The 23,186-nt window shown below is 62.3% G+C and carries 24 protein-coding genes; 12 read left to right on the top strand and 12 right to left on the bottom strand.

Features of this window, described 5'->3' with window-relative positions; genetic code table 11:
• Window positions 1-34 precede the first annotated feature (34 nt).
• Window positions 35-358: a ferredoxin FdxA gene (fdxA, locus tag QUG03_RS09940; RefSeq protein WP_500819917.1), complete on the top strand. Its 324-nt coding sequence runs from the start codon at window positions 35-37 to the stop codon at window positions 356-358.
• Window positions 359-461: 103 nt separating this feature from the next.
• Here the strand turns inward: fdxA and cheD are convergent, their stop codons facing one another.
• The 10 genes from cheD to QUG03_RS09890 form a co-directional block, all read right to left on the bottom strand.
• Window positions 462-1,070 (bottom strand): chemoreceptor glutamine deamidase CheD, encoded by a 609-nt coding sequence (cheD, locus tag QUG03_RS09935; RefSeq protein WP_107798341.1) that lies wholly within the window; start codon window positions 1,068-1,070, stop codon window positions 462-464.
• Window positions 1,067-2,140, bottom strand: a complete 1,074-nt coding sequence (locus QUG03_RS09930; protein ID WP_253315195.1) for a protein-glutamate methylesterase/protein-glutamine glutaminase — start codon at window positions 2,138-2,140, stop codon at window positions 1,067-1,069. The genes cheD and QUG03_RS09930 overlap by 4 nt, the downstream gene beginning before the upstream one ends.
• A gap of 75 nt (window positions 2,141-2,215) precedes the next feature.
• Entirely contained in the window at window positions 2,216-3,049 is an 834-nt protein-coding gene (locus QUG03_RS09925) for a CheR family methyltransferase (RefSeq protein ID WP_253315196.1), read from the bottom strand.
• Window positions 3,050-3,069: 20 nt separating this feature from the next.
• Entirely contained in the window at window positions 3,070-5,418 is a 2,349-nt protein-coding gene (locus tag QUG03_RS09920) for a methyl-accepting chemotaxis protein (protein WP_371926299.1), read from the bottom strand.
• Window positions 5,419-5,429: 11 nt separating this feature from the next.
• The gene (locus tag QUG03_RS09915; protein WP_500819916.1) at window positions 5,430-5,936 is read right to left on the bottom strand and encodes a chemotaxis protein CheW; all 507 of its coding nucleotides are present in this window, start codon (window positions 5,934-5,936) and stop codon (window positions 5,430-5,432) included.
• A gap of 18 nt (window positions 5,937-5,954) precedes the next feature.
• Complete coding sequence (locus QUG03_RS09910) at window positions 5,955-7,964, bottom strand: chemotaxis protein CheW (protein WP_488877913.1); 2,010 nt, start codon at window positions 7,962-7,964, stop codon at window positions 5,955-5,957.
• Between the two features lie 47 nt (window positions 7,965-8,011).
• The gene (locus QUG03_RS09905) at window positions 8,012-8,377 is read right to left on the bottom strand and encodes a response regulator (RefSeq protein WP_043635932.1); all 366 of its coding nucleotides are present in this window, start codon (window positions 8,375-8,377) and stop codon (window positions 8,012-8,014) included.
• Between the two features lie 228 nt (window positions 8,378-8,605).
• Window positions 8,606-9,604: a SpoIIE family protein phosphatase gene (locus tag QUG03_RS09900; protein ID WP_253315198.1), complete on the bottom strand. Its 999-nt coding sequence runs from the start codon at window positions 9,602-9,604 to the stop codon at window positions 8,606-8,608.
• An 80-nt stretch (window positions 9,605-9,684) separates the two neighbouring features.
• Window positions 9,685-9,990, bottom strand: a complete 306-nt coding sequence (locus QUG03_RS09895) for an STAS domain-containing protein (RefSeq protein WP_039754785.1) — start codon at window positions 9,988-9,990, stop codon at window positions 9,685-9,687.
• A 40-nt stretch (window positions 9,991-10,030) separates the two neighbouring features.
• A complete protein-coding gene (locus tag QUG03_RS09890; RefSeq protein WP_107798335.1) occupies window positions 10,031-11,188 on the bottom strand; it encodes a sensor histidine kinase in 1,158 nt (385 codons plus the stop codon).
• A gap of 179 nt (window positions 11,189-11,367) precedes the next feature.
• On the opposite strand from QUG03_RS09890, the gene QUG03_RS09885 reads away from it, so the two are divergent.
• The 9 genes from QUG03_RS09885 to QUG03_RS09845 are packed head-to-tail and all read left to right on the top strand — an operon-like array spanning window position 11,368 to window position 19,776.
• Entirely contained in the window at window positions 11,368-12,321 is a 954-nt protein-coding gene (locus QUG03_RS09885) for a chemotaxis protein (protein WP_081546080.1), read from the top strand.
• A 39-nt stretch (window positions 12,322-12,360) separates the two neighbouring features.
• Window positions 12,361-13,299 (top strand): chemotaxis protein, encoded by a 939-nt coding sequence (locus QUG03_RS09880; protein WP_107798334.1) that lies wholly within the window; start codon window positions 12,361-12,363, stop codon window positions 13,297-13,299.
• Between the two features lie 51 nt (window positions 13,300-13,350).
• The gene (gene cheY / locus QUG03_RS09875; RefSeq protein WP_048410525.1) at window positions 13,351-13,746 is read left to right on the top strand and encodes a chemotaxis response regulator CheY; all 396 of its coding nucleotides are present in this window, start codon (window positions 13,351-13,353) and stop codon (window positions 13,744-13,746) included.
• A 45-nt stretch (window positions 13,747-13,791) separates the two neighbouring features.
• On the top strand, window positions 13,792-14,550 hold the full coding sequence (gene cheZ / locus QUG03_RS09870) for a protein phosphatase CheZ (protein ID WP_107798333.1): 759 nt from the start codon (window positions 13,792-13,794) through the stop codon (window positions 14,548-14,550).
• Window positions 14,551-14,601: 51 nt separating this feature from the next.
• Window positions 14,602-16,512 (top strand): chemotaxis protein CheA, encoded by a 1,911-nt coding sequence (locus QUG03_RS09865; RefSeq protein ID WP_227107164.1) that lies wholly within the window; start codon window positions 14,602-14,604, stop codon window positions 16,510-16,512.
• Between the two features lie 19 nt (window positions 16,513-16,531).
• Window positions 16,532-17,755, top strand: coding sequence for an EAL and HDOD domain-containing protein (locus QUG03_RS09860; RefSeq protein WP_048415010.1), 1,224 nt, complete (start codon window positions 16,532-16,534; stop codon window positions 17,753-17,755).
• 46 nt (window positions 17,756-17,801) lie between these two features.
• A complete protein-coding gene (gene tsaB / locus QUG03_RS09855; protein WP_107798331.1) occupies window positions 17,802-18,476 on the top strand; it encodes a tRNA (adenosine(37)-N6)-threonylcarbamoyltransferase complex dimerization subunit type 1 TsaB in 675 nt (224 codons plus the stop codon).
• The gene (gene rimI / locus QUG03_RS09850; protein ID WP_107798330.1) at window positions 18,473-18,916 is read left to right on the top strand and encodes a ribosomal protein S18-alanine N-acetyltransferase; all 444 of its coding nucleotides are present in this window, start codon (window positions 18,473-18,475) and stop codon (window positions 18,914-18,916) included. The genes tsaB and rimI overlap by 4 nt, the downstream gene beginning before the upstream one ends.
• Window positions 18,913-19,776: a uracil-DNA glycosylase gene (locus QUG03_RS09845; protein ID WP_500819915.1), complete on the top strand. Its 864-nt coding sequence runs from the start codon at window positions 18,913-18,915 to the stop codon at window positions 19,774-19,776. Before rimI ends, QUG03_RS09845 begins: the two co-directional genes overlap by 4 nt.
• A 120-nt stretch (window positions 19,777-19,896) precedes the next feature.
• Here QUG03_RS09845 and rpmG read toward each other — a convergent pair whose 3' ends face one another.
• Both rpmG and rpmB read right to left on the bottom strand, forming a co-directional pair.
• Window positions 19,897-20,052, bottom strand: a complete 156-nt coding sequence (gene rpmG, locus QUG03_RS09840) for a 50S ribosomal protein L33 (protein WP_017506994.1) — start codon at window positions 20,050-20,052, stop codon at window positions 19,897-19,899.
• Between the two features lie 36 nt (window positions 20,053-20,088).
• Window positions 20,089-20,322, bottom strand: coding sequence for a 50S ribosomal protein L28 (gene rpmB, locus QUG03_RS09835; protein WP_011137003.1), 234 nt, complete (start codon window positions 20,320-20,322; stop codon window positions 20,089-20,091).
• 291 nt (window positions 20,323-20,613) lie between these two features.
• Between rpmB and pyrG the strand changes: the two genes are divergently transcribed.
• Both pyrG and kdsA read left to right on the top strand, forming a co-directional pair.
• Window positions 20,614-22,260, top strand: a complete 1,647-nt coding sequence (gene pyrG / locus QUG03_RS09830; protein WP_500819914.1) for a CTP synthase — start codon at window positions 20,614-20,616, stop codon at window positions 22,258-22,260.
• Complete coding sequence (gene kdsA, locus QUG03_RS09825; protein ID WP_107798327.1) at window positions 22,257-23,108, top strand: 3-deoxy-8-phosphooctulonate synthase; 852 nt, start codon at window positions 22,257-22,259, stop codon at window positions 23,106-23,108. The genes pyrG and kdsA overlap by 4 nt, the downstream gene beginning before the upstream one ends.
• Window positions 23,109-23,186 lie beyond the last annotated feature (78 nt).

Genomic DNA, 23,186 nt, shown 5'->3' with positions numbered 1-23,186 from the left:
CGCCGGCCGGCTTTCGACGACCAAGGAGCTGAACATGGCCTACGTTGTAACCGATGCCTGCATCAAATGCAAATACACCGATTGCGTCGATGTCTGCCCGGTGGACTGCTTTCACGAAGGCCCCAATTTTCTGGCGATCGACCCCGAGGAATGCATCGATTGCACGCTGTGCGTGGCGGAATGCCCGGTGAACGCGATCTACGCGGAAGACGACGTTCCGCCGGGACAAGAGGGTTTCGTCGCGCTCAACGCCGAATTGTCCAAACTCTGGCCCACCATCACGGAGAAGAAGGACCCGCTGCCGGACCATGAGGACTGGGCGGAGGTCGAAGGCAAGCTGCAACACCTGGAGCGCTGAGAAGCTCGCCCGGTCTCGCGAAGCGCGAAACCGGGCGAAACGCTTGGAAACGAGGAAGGCAAGCGCATTGCGTCTCACGACGCGCGGCGGACGTTGAACCGCATCAGATAAACAGCTCGATATCGCCGGACTTGCCGGCCACCTCCGGCTGCATCACCTGCTGACGATAGCGGGTCTCCTCGCTGATCAGGCTGCGGCTGCGCTTGAGCTTCTTGACCAGCACCTTGCCGCTGTCGGTGAAGAAATACACTTTGCGCGCGCAGTCGCCCAGCAGGTCCTCGGCCAGAATGGGAATTCTTTCCGCATCCAGGTAGCCGTGGATGAAGCGGCGATTGCGCTCGCCCACATTCATCACCGACATGCCCTCCAGCACATTGCCGCCGCCGAAGACCTTGGCTTCCATCCGATGGCGCATCGCGCCCAGTTTCTGCATTTCGGTAATCATCAACTCCATCGCGTGCACGCCGAAACGGGCGGCGGACGCGCCCTCGCCCACCTCGATGCTGCCCTCGGGCAACAGGAAATGGTTCATGCCGGCCACATTGGCTGTCCGGTCCAGCATGCATACGGCCACGCAGGAGCCCAACAAGGTCACCAGCAGCTGCGGCTGGCCGGTGACGTAGAAGCCGCCGGGAAACACCTTCACCGCCTGGCTTTGAAAATGCTTGTCGAAATACGAATGGCTGCTGAAATGCACCGCGCCGTTCTTCATAACATCGCCTTTTCCGCCTTGCCGTACAGGCAGGCCATGATTTTGGAGGGCAGCGCGTCCAGCGGCCACTCCTGTTGCACGCCGCCGGCCTTCATCGCTTCCCGCGGCATGCCGTACACCACGCAACTGGCCTCGTTCTGACCGAAGGTGACCGCGCCGGCATCGCGCATCCTGCGCAGGCCGTCCGCGCCGTCCCGCCCCATGCCGGTCAGGATCACGCCGATGGCGCGCTTGCCCAGGCAGCGCGCGGCGGAGTCGAACAGCACGTCCACCGACGGCCGGTGCCGGTTCACCTTGTCGCTCTGATCCAATTCGATGCGAAAACCGTCCGCGGCGGCCTGCACCCGCATATGCCAATCGCCCGGCGCGATATAGGCCACGCCCTGCCGCACCGGCTCGCCCGCCTCCGCCTCCTTCACCCGCATCGGACAGCTGGCGTTCAAGCGCGCGGCGAAGCTGGCGGTGAAATGCTCGGGCATATGCTGCACCACCAAGATGGGCGGGCATGTCGCGGGCAGGCCGCTCAGCAGCGCGCGGATCGCCTCGGTGCCGCCGGTGGAGGCGCCGATGAACAACATCGCCTGCTGCGCGCCGGCGCCCAAGGGCGGCGCCGGCGGCGGAACATCGGCCGGGCGATGAAAACGATGCGGCGCCCGCACCCTGGCCGCGGCCGCGGCCCGTATCTTGTCCCGGATCTCATCGGCGTAATCGCCCATGCGCCTGGCGATATCGTGCGCCGGCTTGGACAGAAAGTCGATGGCGCCCAGCTCCAGCGCCGTCAGCGTCGCCTCCGAACCCTGCTGCGTCAGCGAGGAGATCATCAGCACCGGCGTCGGCCGCAGCCGCATCAGCCGGCGCAGGAACTCCAGGCCGTCCATCCGCGGCATTTCAACGTCCAGCGTGATCACGTCCGGATCCAGCGCGCGGATGCGCTCGCGCGCGATCAGCGGATCGGAGGCGGTGGCCACCACTTCCATGTCCGGCGCTTCGTCGATGATGGAGGTCAGCAGATTGCGGATCAGGGCCGAGTCGTCCACCACGATTACCCGAATTTTCTTTTCCAGCGCCATCCACGCTCCCGGATCGATAAACAAGGCTCATAAACTCGCGCCGCAGCGCGACGGCCGGACGCACGGAACGCCTGATCAGGCCAGCCGGTAGCTGGTCTTGCCGCAGGGGACGAAGGCGTCGCTCAGGTGCAGGATGTTTTCCGAATGCCCCAGCAGCAGCAGCCCGTCCGGAGCCAGATGCCGCGCCATATGATTGAGTATGGCCGCCTGCGTCGGCTTATCAAAATAGATCAGCACATTGCGACAGAAAATGACGTCGAACTCCCCCAGCGGCGGCCATTCCTCCGCCACCAGATTCATCTGGAAAAACGTCATCGCCTCGCGCACGCGTTTCTTCAGGCGCACCTTGCCCTCATTGGCGCCTACGCCCTTGTCGAAAAAACGGCGCAGCTGCGGCTCCGACAACTGGCTGACGCGCTCGCGCAGATACACGCCGCGCATCGCCTGTTGCAGCACATGGGTGTCGATGTCGGACGCCAGCAACTCGCAGGGGAAGGGCCGCAAGCTCTCCGTCAACTCCGCCATGGTGATGGCGATGGAGTAAGGCTCCTCGCCGGTCGAGGACGCCGCGCTCCAGACCCGGTAGGGCCGGCCTCGTTTGCGCCAGCGCTCGGCGTGGGCGCGCAGCATGTCGAAATGATGCGGCTCCCGAAAAAACGAGGTCAGATTGGTGGTCAGCGCGTTGATGAAATTCTGCCATTCCTCCGACAAGGCGTCCTGATCCAAGCGGTCCAGATACTCGGCGAAGCTTTTCAGGCTCAAAGCCCGCACCCGCTTGGCCAAGCGCGCGTAGGCCATATGCGTCTTGCTGTCGTTGAGGGCGATGCCGACCCGCTGGTACACCATGTCGCGGATGCGGCGAAAATCCTCGGGCGTGAACGTGATGTCCAATTCCAAGCCCGCCAACACGGCCCCTCCGGACCTGTGCCTCAAAACTCCTCCCACTCGCCGTCGCTCAGGTCCACCTGCGGATGCAGCCGCGCCGGCACCACGATCTTGCCCGCCGGCTTAGCCGGCGCCGGATTGACGCCGCCGGCATGGGCGGCCGGCTCCGCCGCCGACGCGACGCGCGCCGGCGCTTGCCGCAGACGCGGGCCATGCTCTCCCAACTTGAACACCTGCACCGCGTCGTCCAGATAGCGCGCCTGCTCTTCCAGCGACTCCGCCGCCGCCGCGGCCTGTTCCACCAGCGCGGCGTTCTTCTGCGTGTTCTCGTCCATCTGCGTCACCGCCAGATTGACCTGTTCAATGCCCGAGCTCTGCTCGATCGACGCGGCGGAGATATCGCTCATGATGTCGGCGACGCGGCGGATGGAGATCACGATCTCGTCCATGGTGCTGCCTGCCTCGTCCACCAGCTTGGAGCCGGACTCGACCTTGGCCACCGAGTTGCCGATCAAGCCCTTGATCTCCTTGGCGGCGGCGGCGGAGCGCTGCGCCAGATTGCGCACCTCGCTGGCCACCACGGCGAAGCCGCGCCCTTGCTCGCCGGCCCGCGCCGCTTCCACCGCGGCGTTGAGCGCCAGGATATTGGTCTGGAAGGCGATGCCGTCTATCACGCTGATGATGTCGACGATCTTGCGCGCGCTGTCGTTGATCTCGTTCATGGTGGCCACCACGTCGCCCACCACCTTGCCGCCGCGCGCGGCGATGTCGGAGGCGCCGGTGGCCAGCGTATTGGCCTTCTTGGCGTTCTCCGCGTTCTGCCGCACCGTGCTGGTAATTTCCTCCATGCTGGAAGCGGTTTCCTCCAGGCTGGCGGCTTGCTGCTCGGTGCGGCTGGACAGATTGGCGTTGCCGGAGGCGATCTCGCGCGCGGCGGTGTTGATCGCGTCGGTGGACTCCTTGATGTTGGACACGATTTCCTTCAGCCGCTCCACCGTGGTGTTGGTGTCGTTCTGCAACTGGCTGAACAAGCCCTGGTAATCGCCCTTGATCGCATGGGTGAGATCGCCCTTGGCCAGAGCCGCCAGCACGGTGGCGATATCGCCCAGGCCCTGGCTGGTCACCGCCAGCAACTGATTGACGCTTTCGCCCAGCTGGCGGAAAAAGCCGTCCTTGCCTTCCAGATTGATGCGCCGGTCGAAATCGCCGGCCGCGGCGGCGGAGATGATGCTGGCCACCTCTTTCTCTATTTCCACCTCCCCGGTACGATCCTTCCATTCCACCACCGTGCCCAAACGGGAACCGTCGGTGCCGAACACCGGATTGGCCACCAGGCCGAAAATGCGCGTGCCTATATTGATCTGCGCGCGATAAGTGGAACGCAAATTGGCTAGCAGATCGCGCTGATGCGCCGGATTGCTGTGGAAAACATCCATATTGGCGCCCAACAGCGCGCGCGCGTCGAAATTGGGCAAGGCCTTGCGCAGATCGGCCTCGGCGCGACGCATCATCTCCAGCACGCTGTGATTGGTGTAGATGATGTTGCGCTCGTTGTCGGCGATCATCACATTGGTGGAGGCGTTGTCCAGCGCGTTGCGCACCCGGATGTTCTCGATCGCCTTCTCGGCCAGCAAGCTCATCGACGCGAACAGGCTGTGCTGGTCGCCCGGTTTGACCTTGATTTCGGAGCGCACCTGGCCTTCGGTCAACTCCCGCATCACTTTGACTAGTTCCGCCGGCTCCCCGCCCAATTGGCGCATCAGCGAGCGGATGATGAAGACGCCGAAGCCGACGCCGATGAACAGGGCCAGCAGGGTAAAGGCGAACAGCAGTTTGTAGGCCTGCCGGGAGTTGTCGCTGGCGTCCTGTCCCGCCTTGCGCATCAGATTCTCTTCAAACGCGATGTAGCGATCGATCGAATCCATGTATTTGAGCTGGGTGTCGCGCAGGGTGACGAACAGATAATCGCGGGCCTGCACATCGCGCCCCTGCGCTTGCATGCGTCTGAACACCGCCAGCTCGGAACGGAAATTGGCCTCGTTCGCGCGCATCGCCTCGAAAAGCGGCCGCCCGGCGCTGCTGACGTTCGGCTCCAGCGTGCTCATCCTTTGCGCCAGCTTGGCCAAATTGCCGTCTATCTCCTGATTGAACTCTTTGATCAGGTGCGCATCCTTGCTCAGCAGCAGGTTGCGCACATCGCGCGACGTGAGGTTGACGTTGGACGCCAGCTTGTGCGCGGCGCTGACCTGCGGGATGTGCACGCTGGAGATGCCGACCAGATCATCGGCCAGGCCCTGCAGCTGTCTGACCGCCAGCGTCATCGCCACCGCCAGCAACAGGATCAGCAGACCGAAGCCCAGGATCAGTCTATGGATCACTTTCATATTGTTCATGCTTCGCCCCCCTAATTCGCTTGCACTCGAGCCGCGGCGTCAGTCAACGCCATTTCCTCGCTGCCCATCAGCTTCTCGATATCGACCACGATGATCATGCGCTCGTCCAGCGTGCCCAGTCCTTCGATATAGGCGGTGTCCACCGCCGCGCCAAACTCCGGCGCGGCGCGCAGCGCATCGCTCTCCAGCTGAATCACGTCCGACACGCCGTCCACCACCGCGCCGATGACCCGTCCGCACACATTCAGCACGATCACCACGGTGAACGCGTTGTACACCGGTTCGCCTATGCCGAACTTCAGGCGCAAATCCACGATGGGCACGATATGGCCGCGCAGATTGACCACGCCCTTGATGAAGTCCGGCACGTTGGCGATGCGGGTCACCGCGTCGTAACCGCGGATCTCCTGCACCTTCAAAATATCGATGCCGTATTCTTCCGTCCCCAGCGTGAACACCAGCAGCTCATTGCCCGAGCGTCTCTGCGCCAGGCCCGGACCATCCCGTTCCGCCACCATTTCTTTATCCTTGTTGTTTCATGCGTCCAGCGCCATACGCTGGTTGTGCCGCGCAATCGCGGCGATGTCCAAGATCATGGCCACCTGACCGTCGCCCAGGATCGTGGCGCCGGAAATGCCGTCCACCTTGCGGTAATTCGTTTCCAGATTCTTCACCACGAACTGCTGCTGGCCGATCAGGTCGTCCACCAGCAGCGCCAGCCGGCTATTGCCGGCCTCCACGATCACCAGAATGGCCTCGCTCGGCGTCCGCCTCGCGTCCGGAATGGAGAAAAACCGGCCCAGCGGCACAATCGGCAGGTACTCGCCGCGAATGGCCACCACCTGGCCGCGAGCGGCCACTGTCTTGATTTCGCTCGGCGCCGGCTGCAAGGACTCCAATACCGCGCCCAAGGGCATCACATAGGTTTCCGCGCCGATGCGCACCGACATGCCGTCCATGATCGCCAGCGTCAGCGGCAGATGAATGCTGATGGTGGTGCCGATGCCGGCCATGGAGTCGATCTCCACCCGGCCGCCCATGCTCTGAATGTTGCGCTTGACCACGTCCATGCCCACGCCGCGGCCGGACACTTCGGTCACCTCGGCGGCGGTGGAGAAGCCGGCTTCGAAAATCAGATTCCACACCTCGGCGTCGCAAAGCGAGGCCGGCGCCGCCAAACCGCCTTGCCGCGCCTTGGCCAGAATCCGCTCCCGGTTCAGCCCGGCGCCATCATCGCTGACTTCGATGACGATATTGCTGCCCTGATGGAAGGCGCGCAGCGTCAGCCGTCCCACCGGGTCCTTGCCGGCCGCCTGCCGCGCTTCCGGGGCCTCAATGCCATGGTCCAGGCTATTGCGCACCAGGTGAGTCAGTGGATCGGACAGCTTCTCGATGAAGCCCTTGTCCAGCTCGGTGCCCTCGCCCATCATCGTGAGCTCCACCTTCTTGCCCAGACGGCCGGCCAGATCGCGCACCACGCGCGGGAAGCGGTTGAACACGAAGGCGATCGGCGTCATCCGGATGGACATCACCGCCTCCTGCAATTCCCGCGCGTTGCGCTGCAAGGCGCCGATGCCGCCTAGCAGGCGCTCGTGCGCCACCGGGTCCAGACCCGCGCCGGACTGCGTCAGCATGGACTGGGTGATCACCAGCTCTCCCACCAGGTTGAGCAGCAAATCCACCTTGTCGATATTGACCCGGATCGAATTCTCGCCCACCGCGCCGCCGCGCGCCGCCGGCTTGGCCGCGTCGGGGTCCAAGGCCGGCGCCTCGTCCTGCGGCGCCGTCTCGGCAGGCGGCGGCTCGAACAGGCCAAAGCCGTCGCCCTCCAGCCAGACCGAAGCGTCCGGCTCCGGCGCCGCCTCGAGAAACAGCCCGAAGCTGCCCTCCTCCTCCACCCCATGATCGACGTTGATGCGGAAGCTGTCCTGCGGCAAGGCGAAGGCCAGCGACTCCGCCACCTCGGCGGCGTCCAGCGGCGAGGTGAACACCGCCACCCAGGGCAGCTTGTCGGCGTCTTCGCCGTGCTGCACCACGCTCAAGTCCCCGTGCTCGGCCAGAGACTCCAGCAAGGCGTCGATATCGACGCCGTCTACCACGTCGATTTCCAGGTACAACGTCCAGTGCCGCGTCTCCTCCGGCGTCGCCCGCCGCGTCGCGGCCTCCGCCGGCGCGGCGGCCAGCGCCTCCAGCTGCGCCTTGAGTTCGCCGGCCAGCGCCGCATCGGCCTCGCCCTTGCCCTTGTGCGCCGCCAGCATCCCGTACAGCACGTCCTTGGCCCGCAGCACCAAATCCACCAGATCCGAACTCAAGGCGCGCGCGCCGCGCCTCACCTCGTCCAGCAAACCTTCGAGCACATGGGTCAGATCCGCCATATCGGCGAAACCGAAGGTGGCGGCGCCGCCCTTGATCGAATGCGCGGCGCGGAACACCGCATGCAAATCCTCCTGCTGCGGACAGGACTGGTCCATGCCCAGCAGCAGGCTCTCCATGCTGGACAAGTGTTCATCCGCCTCATCAAAAAACACTTGATGAAACTGCGACATATCGATTGCCAAAAGCTCGCTCCTCGCCGTGCCCAAGATCAGCCGATTCAGCCGATCACGCGCTTGACCACATCCAGCAGCTTCTGCGGATCAAAAGGTTTGACCAGCCAGCCAGTGGCGCCGGCCGCGCGGCCAAGCGCCTTCATCTGATCGCTGGACTCCGTGGTCAACATCAGGATAGGCGTCGTCGTATACGCCGGCAGCTTGCGCAAGGAGCGGATCAAGGTCAGCCCGTCCATGCCCGGCATGTTCTGGTCGGTCAGCACCAGATTGAACTGCCCACCCTGCGCCTTGGCCAGGCCGGCGTTGCCGTCTCCGGCCTCCACCACCTCGTAGCCGGCGCTTTTCAAGGTGAACGACACCATCTGTCGAATCGAAGCGGAATCGTCAACCGTCAGTATTTTTTTGTGCATAACATCCCCGTTTCAGGAAACCGCCCGCCGCTCGTCCGACGCAGTCCGCGCCGGGTCCGTTTCCCATTCTTTACCTTGCTCGCTCGTCGTCTCGCGCCGCGGCGGCGAGACGACCGATTCGCCCAAGCGCTGAAATTCGCGCAGATATTAATGATTGATCAACTAAAAAGCCCGCCGATTCAAGCCGGAATCCACGCGGAACCGGCGCACGCGGCCAATGGACATTCTTCAAGCCGGCCGCGGCGGCGCCGACGACGGCACGGCGAAAGCCAGCGACGACATGTCGTCATTGTATGGGCTGCTGAAGCCTAGCGGAATTGACGGCAAGGGGCCATAGCCGAAACCGTCGGTCGAGGAAATGCTGGACAAGCGCAGCAAACGCGACAGCAGATACGGCAGATCCGACTCCTCCATGCCGTCGCTGTGCGCCAGGAAGTGCTGGCCTTCCGCCCAGGGCAGCGCCAGCGGCTCCAGCGGTTCGATGTCGGCTCGCAGGCCCAGCGGACTGCACATGGAAGAAAAGCGCTGTTCCAGCCTGGTGGACAGGAACAACAGAATGTCCGGCATGCCGGCGTTGACCAGCCTCACCATGCGGGCGGCCCAATCGATCTCCAGCAAAGCGCTGCCGACGTAGCGTCCATCGGCCACATGGCTATGCATGAAGGCGTTGAGCTCCCGCAGGGCGGACAAGGACAGAGGCTGCTCCAGCAACACCCGCGACGCGCCCAGCGCCAACAGCGCGGCGTCCAGCGCCGAACCCTGGCCGTGGCCGGACGCGTCGCCCAGAATCAGCAAGGTCCGCTCCGGCAAATCCGCGCGCAGCACCACGTCGCCGCCCACCGCGTCCACCGGCTTGACCGACACTTCCAGGGGAAACACGCGGCCCGACGCCTGTCCCGACGGACGGTACAGGGACATGGCGCCGTTGATGATGTCGAACGCCGCCGCGCCGAACAAGCGCGGGCAGAGCGCATGTTGCTGCCAATGCCAGGCCAGCAGGCGGCTGCGCAGCAAGTCCGCGTCGAAGTCGCCGCGCAGAAAATGAATACTGGGCGTGGCCAGCCAGGGCGCCGCTCGCCCCGAGGAAAACACCCACAAGGGCTTGTCGCCCTCCCACTGCTCGAACAGCTCGGCCGGAGCGTCCGCCAGATTCGTCAGCCAAAGATCCTGCTTGCCGCCCACCGCGAAGTCGGCGCCACCGCAAAACCACCAATCCAGCGCCGACAACCAAGGATCGCCACGAACCCGTGCCTCGGCATCAGCGGACAACCAGGCCCGGATGCGCACAGACGCTCCAATGCTTGAACTTACTTAATGGTGAACATCTTGTTGAAGCAGGCGATTTCGAACACCTGCATCACCGCCTCGCGGCAATTGATCAAGGTCATGCTCTTCTTCTGCCCCGCCGCGCGCTCCTTCAGCAACAACAGCATGCCCAGCGCGGAACTGTCCAGGAACGGCACCTGATCGAAATCGATCTCGATCTCCTGCACCTCAGGATTGTCCAGCAACTCCTGGCTGGCCTGCCGGAATTCCCGATGCAAGTTGAAGTCGAATTGCCCGATCAGGATCATCTTTCCAACTCTGCCCTCGACTTTGACAATGGGTCTCATGCGGGGTCCTCTGCTTTCTTCTGAATAAACGGCACATCCATCACGATTGCATCATCGGAAGGCTGAGCTCGAAACAGGCCCCGCCCTCCCCCTTGTTGAAACAACGCACTTGCCCGCCCAGTTCGTCCACCACTTTCTTGACGATGGCCAAGCCCAGGCCGGTGCCGCCGGGGCGGGTGGTGAAAAAGGGCTCGAACATCTTCTCCAGCTCCTCCGGGTTGAATCCGGGACCCGAGTCCTCCACCCGAAACAGCAAGGCCGTCTCGCCTTCCTCCACCGATAGCCGCACCACATCGCCGCTTCCTGAAAAGTGCCAGGCATTCTCCAAGAGATTCACCAAGGCCCCCTGCAACGCTTTGCGGTCCACCAAAACCTTTATGGCAGATGACACCACCACATTGCAATCAAAAAGCACGCCTTTTTCATGACATTGTGGTTGCATGACGGCGCGCAAATCCTCCAGCAGACCCTCCAGATCCAAAGGCTCCAGCGTCGTCACCTGGCCGCGGACAAAACTCAGCATGTTCTGGATCAAGCTCTCCAGCGCCCGCATCCGGGCCAGGCTCTTGTCGACGAAGCGCGCGCGATCCTCCGCCCGCGGGATATCCTGCTTCAGATTGGCCGTATACAGCATCGCCGTGGCCAGCGGCGTGCGCAGCTGGTGCGCCAATGCCGCCGCCATGCCGCCCATGGACGCCAACTTCTGCTGACGCGCCAATTCTCCGGTCAATTGATGCAAACGCGATACATCGTGAATAAGCACAATCTGTCCTCCGACAGACGGCAGATCCTGGCATTGCATGGTCAACACCAGACCCGGCTCGCCATGCCGATGGCAATAGGTGTCGTCCAGTTCAGAACGCTGCAGCCCCGCCAGCATGTCCCGCCATAAAGCGCCGACAGAACAGCCATTTAGCATCCGGCTGGCGGCCGGATTCACCGCCGTGACCGCGCCTTCGGCCGAGACTTGCACCACGCCCGCGGGCAGCGCCTCCAGCAGCAAACCCAGGCGCTCGGCCAGCATTGCGTTCTCATCGCGCTGTTTGCGCAGCTGATTATTGGCTTCGTCCAGCTGCGCGTTGAGAACTGTCACCTGGCTCTCAAGTTGTCTATACGCATCAATGAGTTGGCCGGACACCGCATTGAATTGCTCGAAAGCGGCTTCCAGTTGCTGCTGATCTTTGAGGCTTGAAACCATATGCCGAATCGCTTGCGAGTTATTTGTAAAAACCACTTAAACAGTATGATAATGAATGGGTATCGCTGAGCCAAGCTGTTATCTGGCATGCAGCTCAGCAAAAAAAACCGGGCAAAACCGATATCTGGCGTATAAAGGGTAGTAGTACGCCACTTCAAAAGAATGCAGCGGAGGTTTCTGTGTCAGAGCTTCTCAAAAAAATCGACGCCAGGACGAAACTGGCCGGCACCAACAAGCTGGAAATCCTGCTGTTCTCGTTGGGCCAGGATCAGCGCACGGGGCGCAAGGAAATCTTCGGGATCAACGTGTTCAAGGTGCGCGAGGTCATGCGCACGCCGGAAATCACTTCCGCGCCTGAAATGCCCTCCTCGGTGGAAGGCATGGTCAGCCTGCGCGGCGCGCTGGTGCCGGTCATCGACCTGGCCAAATACACCGGCGTGGTGACCAGCAACAAGCCGGAAATCATGATCGTCACCGAGTACAACGCCCACACCCAGGGCTTCCTGGTGGAGGCGGTGGACACCATCCTGCGTCTGGACTGGTCCGCGATGCGCGTACCGCCGGAAATGATCACCAACCGCATGGCCGGGCTGGTGACAGCCGTGACCGAGCTGGACAACGGCACGCTGGTGATGATGATGGACGTGGAAAAAGTGCTGGCGGAAACCACCATTGTCGACGACGGCCACACCTTCCTCGGCATCGAGCCGGTCAAGGAACCGCGCCGGATCTTCTTCGCCGACGACTCCGCCGTGGCGCGCAAGCAGATCGAACGCACGCTGGAAGTGATGAACATCCAGTACACCTCCGCCATCAACGGCATGCGCGGATGGGAAGAATTGCAGAAAATGGCCAATCAGGCCGATCTGGCCGGCAAGAAGCTGTCGGATTCGCTGCACTTGGTGCTGACCGACGTGGAAATGCCGGAAATGGACGGCTATATGCTGACCAAGATGATCAAGAGCGATCCGCGTTTCAACGGCATTCCGGTGTTGATGCACTCCTCCCTTTCCGGTTCCTCGAATCAGAAGCTGGGCGAATCGGTCGGCGTGGATTCCTACGTTGCCAAATTCGAACCGCAGAAGCTGTCGATGAAACTGCGCCAGATGCTGAATCTGGAACCCAAAGACTAAAGATCAAGTAAGCAAAAGCATTAAGGGAGAGGGACAGATATGGCAGCCACAGACGCCTCCTTGCTTGCAACCGTTGACGCCAGGACCAAACTGGCGGGTTCCAACAAAATGGAGATTCTGCTGTTTTCGCTTGGAACGCGGGAAACCTTCGGCATTAACGTTTTCAAAGTGCGCGAGGTGTCGCAAACCCCCGCCATCACCAAAACCCCGAACATGCCGTTTGGCGTGGAAGGCGTGCTGTCGCTGCGCGGCAATATCATCCCGGTCATCTCGCTTGGCAAGTTCATCGGCGCCGATCAAACCCGCAGCTACGAAACCATGATCGTCACCGAGTTCAACAAGAGCACCCAGGCCTTCCTGGTCGACTCCGTGGACCGCATCATCCGCGTGGACTGGGACAAGGTGCGCGCGCCGGAAAACATGATGGCGGCGAGCGGCACCAACCAGAACCTGATCACCGCGATCACCGAACTGGAAAACGGCAAGCTGGTATCCATCCTGGACGTGGAGCAGATCCTGGCCAGCGTGGTCGGCGAGCCGCGCCTGCCGGACGTGCCCACCGCCCAACTGGAAAACGACCAATACCTCTTCTTCGTCGACGACTCGGTCGTCGCCCGCAAGGAAATCACCGGCGTGCTGGAGAAGATGGGCATCAAATTTCAGCAAGCCACCAACGGCCGCGAAGCCTGGGATCGGCTGCAGACCCTGGCCGGCCGCAATTTCGGCGAGGACGAGTGCCTGCACGACCACCTGAAAATCATCCTCGTGGACGCCGAAATGCCGGAAATGGACGGCTATGTGCTGACCAAGCTGATCAAGTCCGATCAGCGTTTCCGCGGCATTCCGGTCGTGATGCACTCCTCGCTGTCCTCCAACGCCAACCGCGCGATGGGCTCCAGCGTGGGCGTGGACGCCTATGTCGCCAAGTTCGACCCTGGCGTGCTGGCCGAAACTTTGATTCCATTCCTGCAGAGGTAGTCGCTACAATATGCGGCTCGATGAATTTCAGATAAATCAGGACACACCTCAATGGCAGACAAGAATATTCGCTTCCTAGTCGTAGACGATTTCTCCACCATGCGGAGAATCGTGCGCAACCTTTTGAAAGAGCTAGGATTCACCAACGTCGACGAAGCCGAAGACGGCATGGTTGCGCTGCATAAGCTGAAAACCCAGCACTTCGACTTCATCGTTTCCGACTGGAACATGCCCAATATGACCGGCATCGAACTGCTCAAGGCAGTCCGCGCCGACGCCCAGCTCAAGCACTTGCCCTTCATGATGATCACCGCGGAAGCCAAACGGGAAAACATCATCGAAGCGGCCATGGCCGGAGCCAGCGGTTACATCGTGAAACCCTTCACTGCCGCCACCATGGAAGAAAAAATGAACAAGATCTTCCAAAACCTGAATAAACCAGCCTGAGTGCCGAAAAAAAACGGTCTGCGTCAGTATTGAGGAGGATTTATCGTGTCCAATCACATCCTGGAGAGCGGGGACAACCCGGATCTTGAAGCTCTGTTCGACAGCATTGCGACGCAGCAAAGCGAGGCCGCGCCGCCTGAAGCCGCCGCGCCCGAAGCCGTCGCAGCGTCCCAGCCCGCCGGAGCCGCCGGCAGCCCTACCTCGATGTATGAACAAATTGGTCAGTTAACCCGCAAAATGCATGATGCGCTACGCGATCTAGGCTATGACAAATCCCTGGGAAAAATGGCGGACGCGATTCCGGACGCCAAGGACAGGCTGACTTACATCGCCACCCTGACGGAAAATTCGGCCGAACGCGTGCTCAACGCCACGGATCTGGCCAAGCCGTATCAGGACCAGCTGGAAAGCAAGGCGCTGGAGCTGTCCTCGCGCTGGGAACGGCTGTACGCCAATCTGTTGAGCGTGGAAGAGTTCCAACAACTTGCGGCCGACACGCGCGGCTACTTAAATGAAGTGCCGGCCCAGACCCAGGCGACCAGCACCCAGTTGCTGGAAATCGTCATGGCCCAGGACTTTCAGGATCTGACCGGCCAGGTCATCAAGAAGATGATGGGCATGGTCCAACTGCTGGAAAGCGAGCTGGTCAACTTCCTGATCGAATTTTCGCCGGAGGCGAAAAAAGAAGAATTGGGCATGGGCACCAATCTGCTGAATGGCCCGGTCATCAATCCGGAAGGCCGCACCGACGTGGTCAGCAGCCAGCAACAGGTCGACGACCTGCTGGAAAGCCTGGGCTTCTAACGAACAACACGCAGAACAGAGCACGCGAGCAAGGCGTGGCGGGAGTGGAAAATGAGCGAATTCGCCGGCATGGAAGAGCTGCTGCAAGACTTCTTGATGGAGTCTACGGACCTCCTTTCCGATGTAGACAATAAACTGGTCGAACTGGAAAAGCGCCCGGAAGACAAAGCGCTGCTGAACGACATTTTCAGAGGCTTCCACACCATCAAGGGCGGCGCGGGCTTTCTCAATGTCGGCCCGATGATCAATCTATGCCATCGCACCGAAAACCTGTTCGACAAACTCCGCAACGGCCAGCTGCACATCACCGCCGGCATCATGGACGTGATTCTTGACGCCACCGGCATCGTGCGCGATATGTTCGGCACCATGGGCCAGGGCCTGATGCCCAGCGAAGCCGACCCGCGCATCCTGGCGGCCTTGGACGCCGCGCTGGCGGGCGAGGCACTGTCCGAAGAGCCCGCGGCGGCCGAACCGGCCCCAGCGGCAGCTCCCGCTCCGGTTGCAACGCCGGCGCCCGCCGCTGCGGCCGCGCCGCAGCCCGCAAGCAATGGTCAAGGCCCGGACTGGAATCAGCTCTATCAAGCCGTCACCCCCGGCGGCGCGCCCGCCGCCCCTGCGGCGGCGCCCGCGCCCCAAGCGGCAGCGGCGCCTCCGGCCCCGGCCCCGGTTGCCGCTGCGCCTGCGCCCAAACCGGCGGCCAAGCCGGCTCCGAGCAAACCGGCGGCCAGCGCGCCCAGCAGCAGCGGCCCTCAGGAAAACACCATCCGCATCGACACCGTGCGTCTCGACATGGTGCTCAACCTGTCCGGCGAAATCGGCCTGACCAAGAACCGTCTAACCACGCTGCGCACGGAAATCCTGCAAGGCAACCGCGACACCAATACCCTGCGCTCGCTGGACGAGGCGATCAGCCAGCTGGACCTGCTGGTCGGCGACCTGCAGAACGCGGTGATGAAAACCCGCATGCAGCCGATCGGCCGCCTGTTCCAGAAATACCCGCGCTTGGCTCGCGACCTCGCCCGCCAATTGGGCAAGGAAGTCGAACTGGTGCTGTCCGGCGAAGAGACCGAGCTGGACAAGACCATGATCGAGGACTTGAACGATCCGCTGGTCCACTTGGTGCGCAACGCCGTCGACCACGGCATCGAACAGCCTGAAGAGCGCATCGCCGCCGGCAAGAAGCCGCAGGCGCTGGTGCAGCTGACCGCCGAACAGGTGGGCGACCACATCCTGATCGAGATCACCGACGACGGCAAAGGCATGAACGCCGACGCGCTGCGTCGCAAGGCCATCGAAAAAGGCCTGATCGACCAGGAAAGCGCCAACACGCTGGATGAGAAGCAATGCCTGCAGCTGATCTTCCTGCCCGGCTTCTCCACCAAGGATCAAATTTCCAGCGTGTCCGGCCGCGGCGTGGGCATGGACGTGGTGCGCACCAATATCCAGAAACTGAACGGCCGCATCGACATCAACTCGGTGCAGGGCGAAGGCACCCGCATCAGCATCTCGCTGCCGCTGACCCTCGCCATCCTGCCGGTGCTGGTGGTGCGCGCCTGCAACCAGCCGTTCGCCGTGCCGCTTGCGATGGTGCGCGAAATCATCACCATCGACCCGAGCGCGATCCAGGAAGTCTCCGGCAAGCCCACCATCGTGGTGCGCGACGAAATCCTGCCGCTGAAAACCCTGGCCGGCCTGCTGGGCTGGGAGCCGACGCAAAAGCCTTACTTCGGCGTGCTGATGCAGTCCGCGGAAAAATCCTTCATCCTGGCGATCGACTCCTTCGTCGGCCGCGACGACGTGGTGATCAAGCCGCTGCAGAACATCCGCCCGAAAGGCGTGGCCGGCGCCACCCTGTCCGGCGACGGTTCCGTCGTGCTGGTGCTGGACATGGAAGACCTGCTCACCTCCAGCGAGGCCAGCAACACCGTCACCCGATCCGCGGACCTGATCGCCACCTGAGCAAAGGCATACCGGGACAATGACCTCGACGAGCGCCTTCATAGGCAGGCAGGCCGTTCTCAACCGCAACCAGCAGCTCATTGGCTATGAGCTGCTTTTTCGTCCCAGCGGCGAGGCCTCCGGCGTCGGCAAGCATACCGAACTGCAAGCCGATACCCAGGTGCTGGTCAACACGCTCAACAATATGGGCACCAGCTGGCTGATAGGCAGCAAGCTGGCCTTCATCAATATCGGCGAAGCCATGCTCAGCAGCGAGTTCCTTGAACTGCTGCCGCCGCGCCGCGTCATTCTCGACATCTCGCCCCGCATCGTACCCTCCAACGAACTGCTGTCGCGCGCGCGGCACCTGCGTTCGCTGGGCTTCGGCATTTCTCTGGACGACTTCAGCTTCGAATCGCCGGCGGCGGCCTTTCTGGAGCTGGCCAACTACGTCAAGCTGGATATCCAGCATCAGGACACCAACCGCTTCCAGATGCTGGCGTCGCGGCTGCGCAGCTATCCGGTGATCCGCATCGCCGAACGCGTGGAAACCCACGCTCAGTTCCATCTGTGCAAAGAGCTGGGCATGGACGGCTTCCAGGGCTTTTACTTCGCCCAGCCGGAAACCCTGTCCGCCAAGGTCATCCACCCCTCCTTCCGCAACACCCTGGAGCTCTTGAACCTGCTGCGCCTCGACGCCGACATCCGCGACGTCGAGCAGGTGCTCAAACGCGACCTGGCCTTGTCCTACAAGCTGCTGCGCTACGTCAACTCCGCCGCGGCCGGCCTGAACACCAGCATCAGTTCCTTCTCCCACGCCGTCACCGTGCTGGGCTATCAAAAGCTCTACCGCTGGCTGACCCTGCTGCTGGTCACCGCCTCCGACGAAGGGCACGCGCCGCCGGCGCTGCAAAAAACCGCGGTCACCCGCGGCCGCTTCATGGAACTGCTGGGCAAGGCCCACGGCGAGCGCCACGACACCTGCGACAATCTGTTCATCATCGGCATGTTCAGCCTGCTGGACGTGCTGTTCGACATGCCGATGGCCAACATCATCGAGCATCTGCAGCTGCCCGAAGCCATCACCGAGGCCCTGTTGCACGAGAAAGGCACGATGAGCCGCTTCCTCAAGCTGGTCAAAGCCTGCGAAGACGGACAACTGACCGGTGTGCCGGAACTCTGCGCCCAACTGAACCTCAGCAGCGAGCAGTTCAACCAGGCGCATGTCTCCGCGCTCGCCTGGGTGGAAGAACTCGGCTTATAATTCGCAGTCTTGCAGCACGCTCTTAAGCTTGAGACCGAATTCCCCGATGAAATTGCTTGCCATTGATTGCTCCACCTCGTTTCTATCCCTAGCCGTTGACAACGGTTCGCGCATTTTCTCCTTCCACGAGAAAGTCGAGCAGAAGCACGCCGAACGCGCGCTGCCGGAACTGGCTCGCCTGCTGGAACAGGCGGAACTGCGGCTGGAGCAACTCGACGCCATCGCCTTCGGCCAGGGCCCCGGCTCCTTCACCGGCTTGCGCATCGCTTGCGGTCTGGCCCAGGGCCTGGCCTTCTCCGCCGGCATTCCGGTCATCGCCATACCCACGCTGGACAATATCGCGCAGCAAGCCGGCGCCGGCACCGTGCTGGTCTGTCTCGACGCCAGAATGCAACAGGTCTACAGCGCCGGCTACCGCGTCGCCGACAACGGCGAACCGGAACGCCTCGGCCCGATCAGCGTCGGCGCGCCGGAAGCCGTCCAATGGCCGGAACGCGCCGTCATCGGCGCCGGCGACGGCTTCGAACGCTACCCCGTCCTGCAAGAAAGCGCCGGCGACGCCGTTGTGCGCGCGGATCTGCAGCCCAACGCCCTCGCCTACTTCCCGCTGGCGCGCAGCGGCCGCTATCCGCAAACCCATCCGCGCGAAGCGGAGCTGCTGTATGTGCGCAATAAAGTCGCCCTGACCGCGCAGGAACAGCAGCAGGCGCGCCAAAAATGAGTTCCGTCTATCGCGCCTTCCTGCCCGACGACGCCGCTCAACTCGCCGAGCTGGAGAGCCGCGCCTGCGCTCACGGCTGGTCCGCAGCTCAATACCAAGACTCCGTGCGCTGCGGCCACCAATTCCACGGCCTGTTCGCCGCCGGGCGCCTGCAAGGCTTCGCCGTCACCCAGAGCGTGCTGGACGAGGCGGAACTGCTCAATATCGTGATGGATCCGCAATGGCAGGGCCAGGGCTTGGGCAAGCGGCTGCTGCGGGAACTGAGCGCCGCTCTGGCCGCCGCCGGCGCGCGACGCCTGTTTCTGGAAGTGCGGGCCGGCAACGCCGTCGCCCGCGCCCTGTACTCAAGCCAGGGCTTTATTGAAAACGGCCGGCGCAAGAACTACTACCCCTGTGCCGACGGCCGCGAAGACGCCATCCTGATGGAGACCGACCTATGAGCCGCGCCGCGCTGATTCAAAGCGTCATCGGACTGGGCCCCGCCTGGGAAGCGCGCCCCGGCTGGTTCGAACAACACCCGGCGGCGCTGAGCCGCCAAGCGGAAGCGCCGGCCGACGTCGACTTGGCGCCCGTGGAGCCCCCGGCTCCGCCGCGGCCGGACATTGTCGCGCAGCCCGAACCGACGATGCTCGTCGCCGCGCCGCCCTCCGCCGAGCTCCCTCCGCCCTCCGCCAAGCTCCCTCCGCTCTCCGCCGAGCCCCCTCCGATCGCCTCCCCCGCGCCCGAAGCCCTGCCTCTGCTGGAATGGGACGCGCTGGAACGCGCGGTGCGCGACTGCCGCGACTGCCGGCTGTGCCAAACCCGCACCCAAACCGTTTTCGGCCGCGGCAATCGACAGGCGCGCTGGCTATTGATCGGCGAAGCGCCGGGCGAACAGGAGGACAGGCAGGGCCAACCTTTCGTAGGCCGAGCCGGCCAGTTGCTGGACAATATGCTGGCCGCCACCGGACTGGATCGCGACCGCGACGTGTATATCGCCAACGTGCTCAAATGCCGTCCGCCCGGCAACCGTAACCCCGGCGGCGACGAAATCGCCGCCTGCCAGAGCTATCTGATCCAGCAGATCCGCCATATCCAGCCCACGCTGATCCTGGCGCTCGGCCGCTTCGCCGCCCAGACCCTGCTGCAAACGGAAAAGGGCATCGGCCAATTGCGCGGCAAACTGCACAGCTATCAGGACATTCCCCTGATCGTCAGCTACCACCCGGCCTACCTGCTGCGCAACCAGCCGGACAAACTCAAGGCCTGGCAAGACCTGGTGTTCGCCAAAAAAACCTTTGGCCGCCTCAGCGCCGATTAAACGCAAAAACCCCGCCAAGCATGCTTGGCGGGGTTTTTTAGTGCCGAACCATAAAGAAAAAAACCCTTCTCCGTGCACCAGAGAAGGGCTCTTTGCTTTCGCGTTCCCGCGGAAACCGGCTTATTTCAGCTTGGTTTCTTTGTACAGAACGTGTTTGCGAGCAACGGGATCAAATTTTTTGATCTCCATTTTTTCCGGCATCGTACGCTTGTTCTTCGTAGTCGTGTAGAAGTGGCCGGTGCCAGCAGTGGACTCAAGCTTGATTTTATCGCGCATGTGTTATTACCTCAGTAGCTTTCTGGTTGACCGCAATCAGATCTCGCCGCGAGCGCGCAGATCAGCCAGCACTACATCGATGCCAACTTTGTCGATGGTACGCAGTGCCGCGTTGGATACGCGCAGACGCACCCAGCGGTTTTCGCTCTCAACCCAGAACTTGCGATATTGCAGGTTAGGCAGAAAACGACGTTTAGTCTTATTGTTGGCGTGGGAAACATTGTTCCCGGTCATCGGACGCTTGCCGGTGACTTTGCAAACACGCGCCATGTTGAACACTCCCAAAACCGGTAAAAGCTGGCTTTATATCATAGACAAAGCCAGACACTCAAGCAGAAAACGCACCCTTTTGCAGCATGGGCGCGATCGTGTATGAAACAGTCGGCGGCAATTGTACCGTATTCGCCACAGAGATGCGAGCACTTCTTTGCCAAGCGGCGAAACGCGTCTGGCCGGCCGCGCTCGGGGACGGCGGCGCGACTTGCAACAACATGGTTCGAAGCGATTCAAATCGCAACGATTTCAGGGTAGAATCCCGGATTCCCATAGAGCCGTAATCTCATGACCAAGTACATCTTCGTAACCGGCGGTGTGGTGTCCTCCCTGGGTAAGGGCATTGCCGCTGCGTCCATCGCCGCCATCCTCGAGTCTCGCGGGCTGAAAGTCACCATGCTGAAGCTCGATCCCTACATCAACGTTGATCCGGGCACCATGAGCCCGTTCCAGCACGGCGAGGTGTTCGTCACCGAAGACGGCGCGGAAACCGACCTCGATCTGGGCCACTACGAGCGCTTCATCCACGCGAAGATGAAGAAAAGCAACAACTTCACCACCGGCCAGGTGTACGAGTCCGTGATCACCAAGGAGCGCCGCGGCGACTACCTGGGCGGCACCGTGCAAGTGATCCCGCACATCACCGACGAAATCAAGCTGAAGATGCATGAAGGCGCGGCCGACGCCGACGTCGCCATCGTCGAGATCGGCGGCACCGTGGGCGACATCGAATCGCTGCCCTTCCTGGAAGCCATCCGCCAGATGCGCTCCAACCTGGGCCGCAAGAACACCCTGTACGTGCACCTGTCCTACGTGCCCTACATCGCCACCGCCGGCGAGATCAAGACCAAGCCGACCCAGCACTCGGTGAAAGAACTGCGCGAGATCGGCATTCAGCCGGACGTGCTGCTGTGCCGGATGGACCGCGAACTGCCGGAAGACGAAAAGCGCAAGATCGCGCTGTTCTGCAATGTGGAAGAAAACGCCGTCATCGGCTGTTACGACTCCGACTCCATCTACAAAGTGCCGGCCATGCTCCACAACCAGGGCATCGACGACATCATCGCCGAGCAACTGCAACTGGACCTGCCCAAGGCGGATCTGTCGGTGTGGGGCCGCATCATCGACGCGATCGAGCACCCGGACCACAGCATCGACATCGCCATGGTCGGCAAATACGTCGATCTGACCGAGTCCTACAAGTCGCTGACCGAAGCGCTGAAGCACGCCGGCATTCATACCCGCACCAACGTCAACATCATCTACGTGGACTCCGAGGAAATCGAGCGCGACGGCGCCGACTCCCTGAAGGACATGGACGCCATCCTGGTGCCGGGCGGCTTCGGCAAGCGCGGCGTGGAAGGCAAGATCAAGGCGGTCAAGTTCGCTCGCGAGAACGACATCCCCTATATGGGCATCTGCCTGGGCATGCAAATCGCGCTGATCGAATACGCTCGCGACGTGGCCGGCATGGCCGGCGCCAACTCCACCGAATTCGACCTCGACACCAACTTCCCGGTGGTGGCCTTGATCGACGAGTGGGTCAACCACGACGGCAAGGTGGAAAAACGCGACGAAAACTCCAATCTGGGCGGCACCATGCGCCTGGGCGGCCAGCAGTGCGATCTGGAGCCGGGCTCTCTGGCGGCGAAAATCTACGGCGCCGGCGAGATCGTAGAGCGTCATCGCCACCGCTACGAAGTCAACAACTACTACATTCCGCGTCTGGAACAGGCCGGCCTGGCCATCAGCGGCCGCTCCGCCGGTCATGAGAAGCTGGTCGAAACCATAGAACTGGCCAATCACCGCTGGTTCTTCGCCTGCCAGTTCCACCCGGAATTCACCTCGACTCCGCGCGACGGCCATCCGCTGTTCATCTCCTACGTGAAAGCGGCGCTGCAATACCAAGCGGACAAGCAAGGACCCAAGGCATGAAACTGTGCGGATTCGAAGTCGGCCTCAACCAGCCGCTGTTCCTGATCGCAGGTCCCTGCGTGATCGAGAGCGAACAAATGGCGCTGGACACCGCCGGCCAGCTCAAGGAGATCACCGCCGAGCTGGGCATCAACTTCATCTACAAATCGAGCTACGACAAGGCCAACCGCTCCTCCGGTTCCTCCTTCCGCGGCTTCGGCATCGATGAAGGCCTGCGCATCCTCTCGGAAGTGAAACGCCAGATCGGCGTGCCGGTGCTGACCGACGTGCACAGCGAGAACGAAATCGTGCAAGTGGCCAGCGTGGTCGACGTGCTGCAAACGCCGGCCTTCCTGTGCCGCCAGACCGACTTCATCCGCGCCGTCGCCCAATGCGGCAAGCCGGTGAACATCAAGAAGGGCCAGTTCCTGGCCCCGGGCGACATGAAGAACGTCATCGACAAGGCCCGCGCCGCCGCGCAGGAAGCCAACCTCGAACCGGACAGCTTCATGGCCTGCGAACGCGGCGTCTCCTTCGGCTACAACAACCTTGTGTCCGACATGCGTTCGCTGATGATCATGCGCGACACCCAGTGCCCGGTGGTCTACGACGCCACTCACTCGGTGCAGCTGCCCGGCGGCCAAGGCACCTCCTCTGGCGGCCAGCGCGAATTCGTGCCGGTGCTGGCGCGCGCCGCGGTGGCTTCCGGCATCGCCGGCATCTTCATGGAAACCCATCCGAACCCGGCCTGCGCAATGTCAGACGGCCCCAACGCCTGGCCTTTGCCGCGCATGAAGGAACTGCTGACCACGCTCAAGGCGCTGGACGACTTGGTCAAGCACAATCCCTGGCCGGAACACACCCTGTAAACCGGCAGGCGCAGATCGCAACCGGCTCCGGCCGGTTGCTTGCCCTCCGCCCGAACACAACCAGCCTTTGAAGGAAAT

It is taken from the genome of Chromobacterium sp. CCUG 30098, assembly GCF_059916605.1.
Note: the sequence above shows the minus strand (reverse complement) of the source record. Positions and strands in the feature narration are given on the sequence as shown.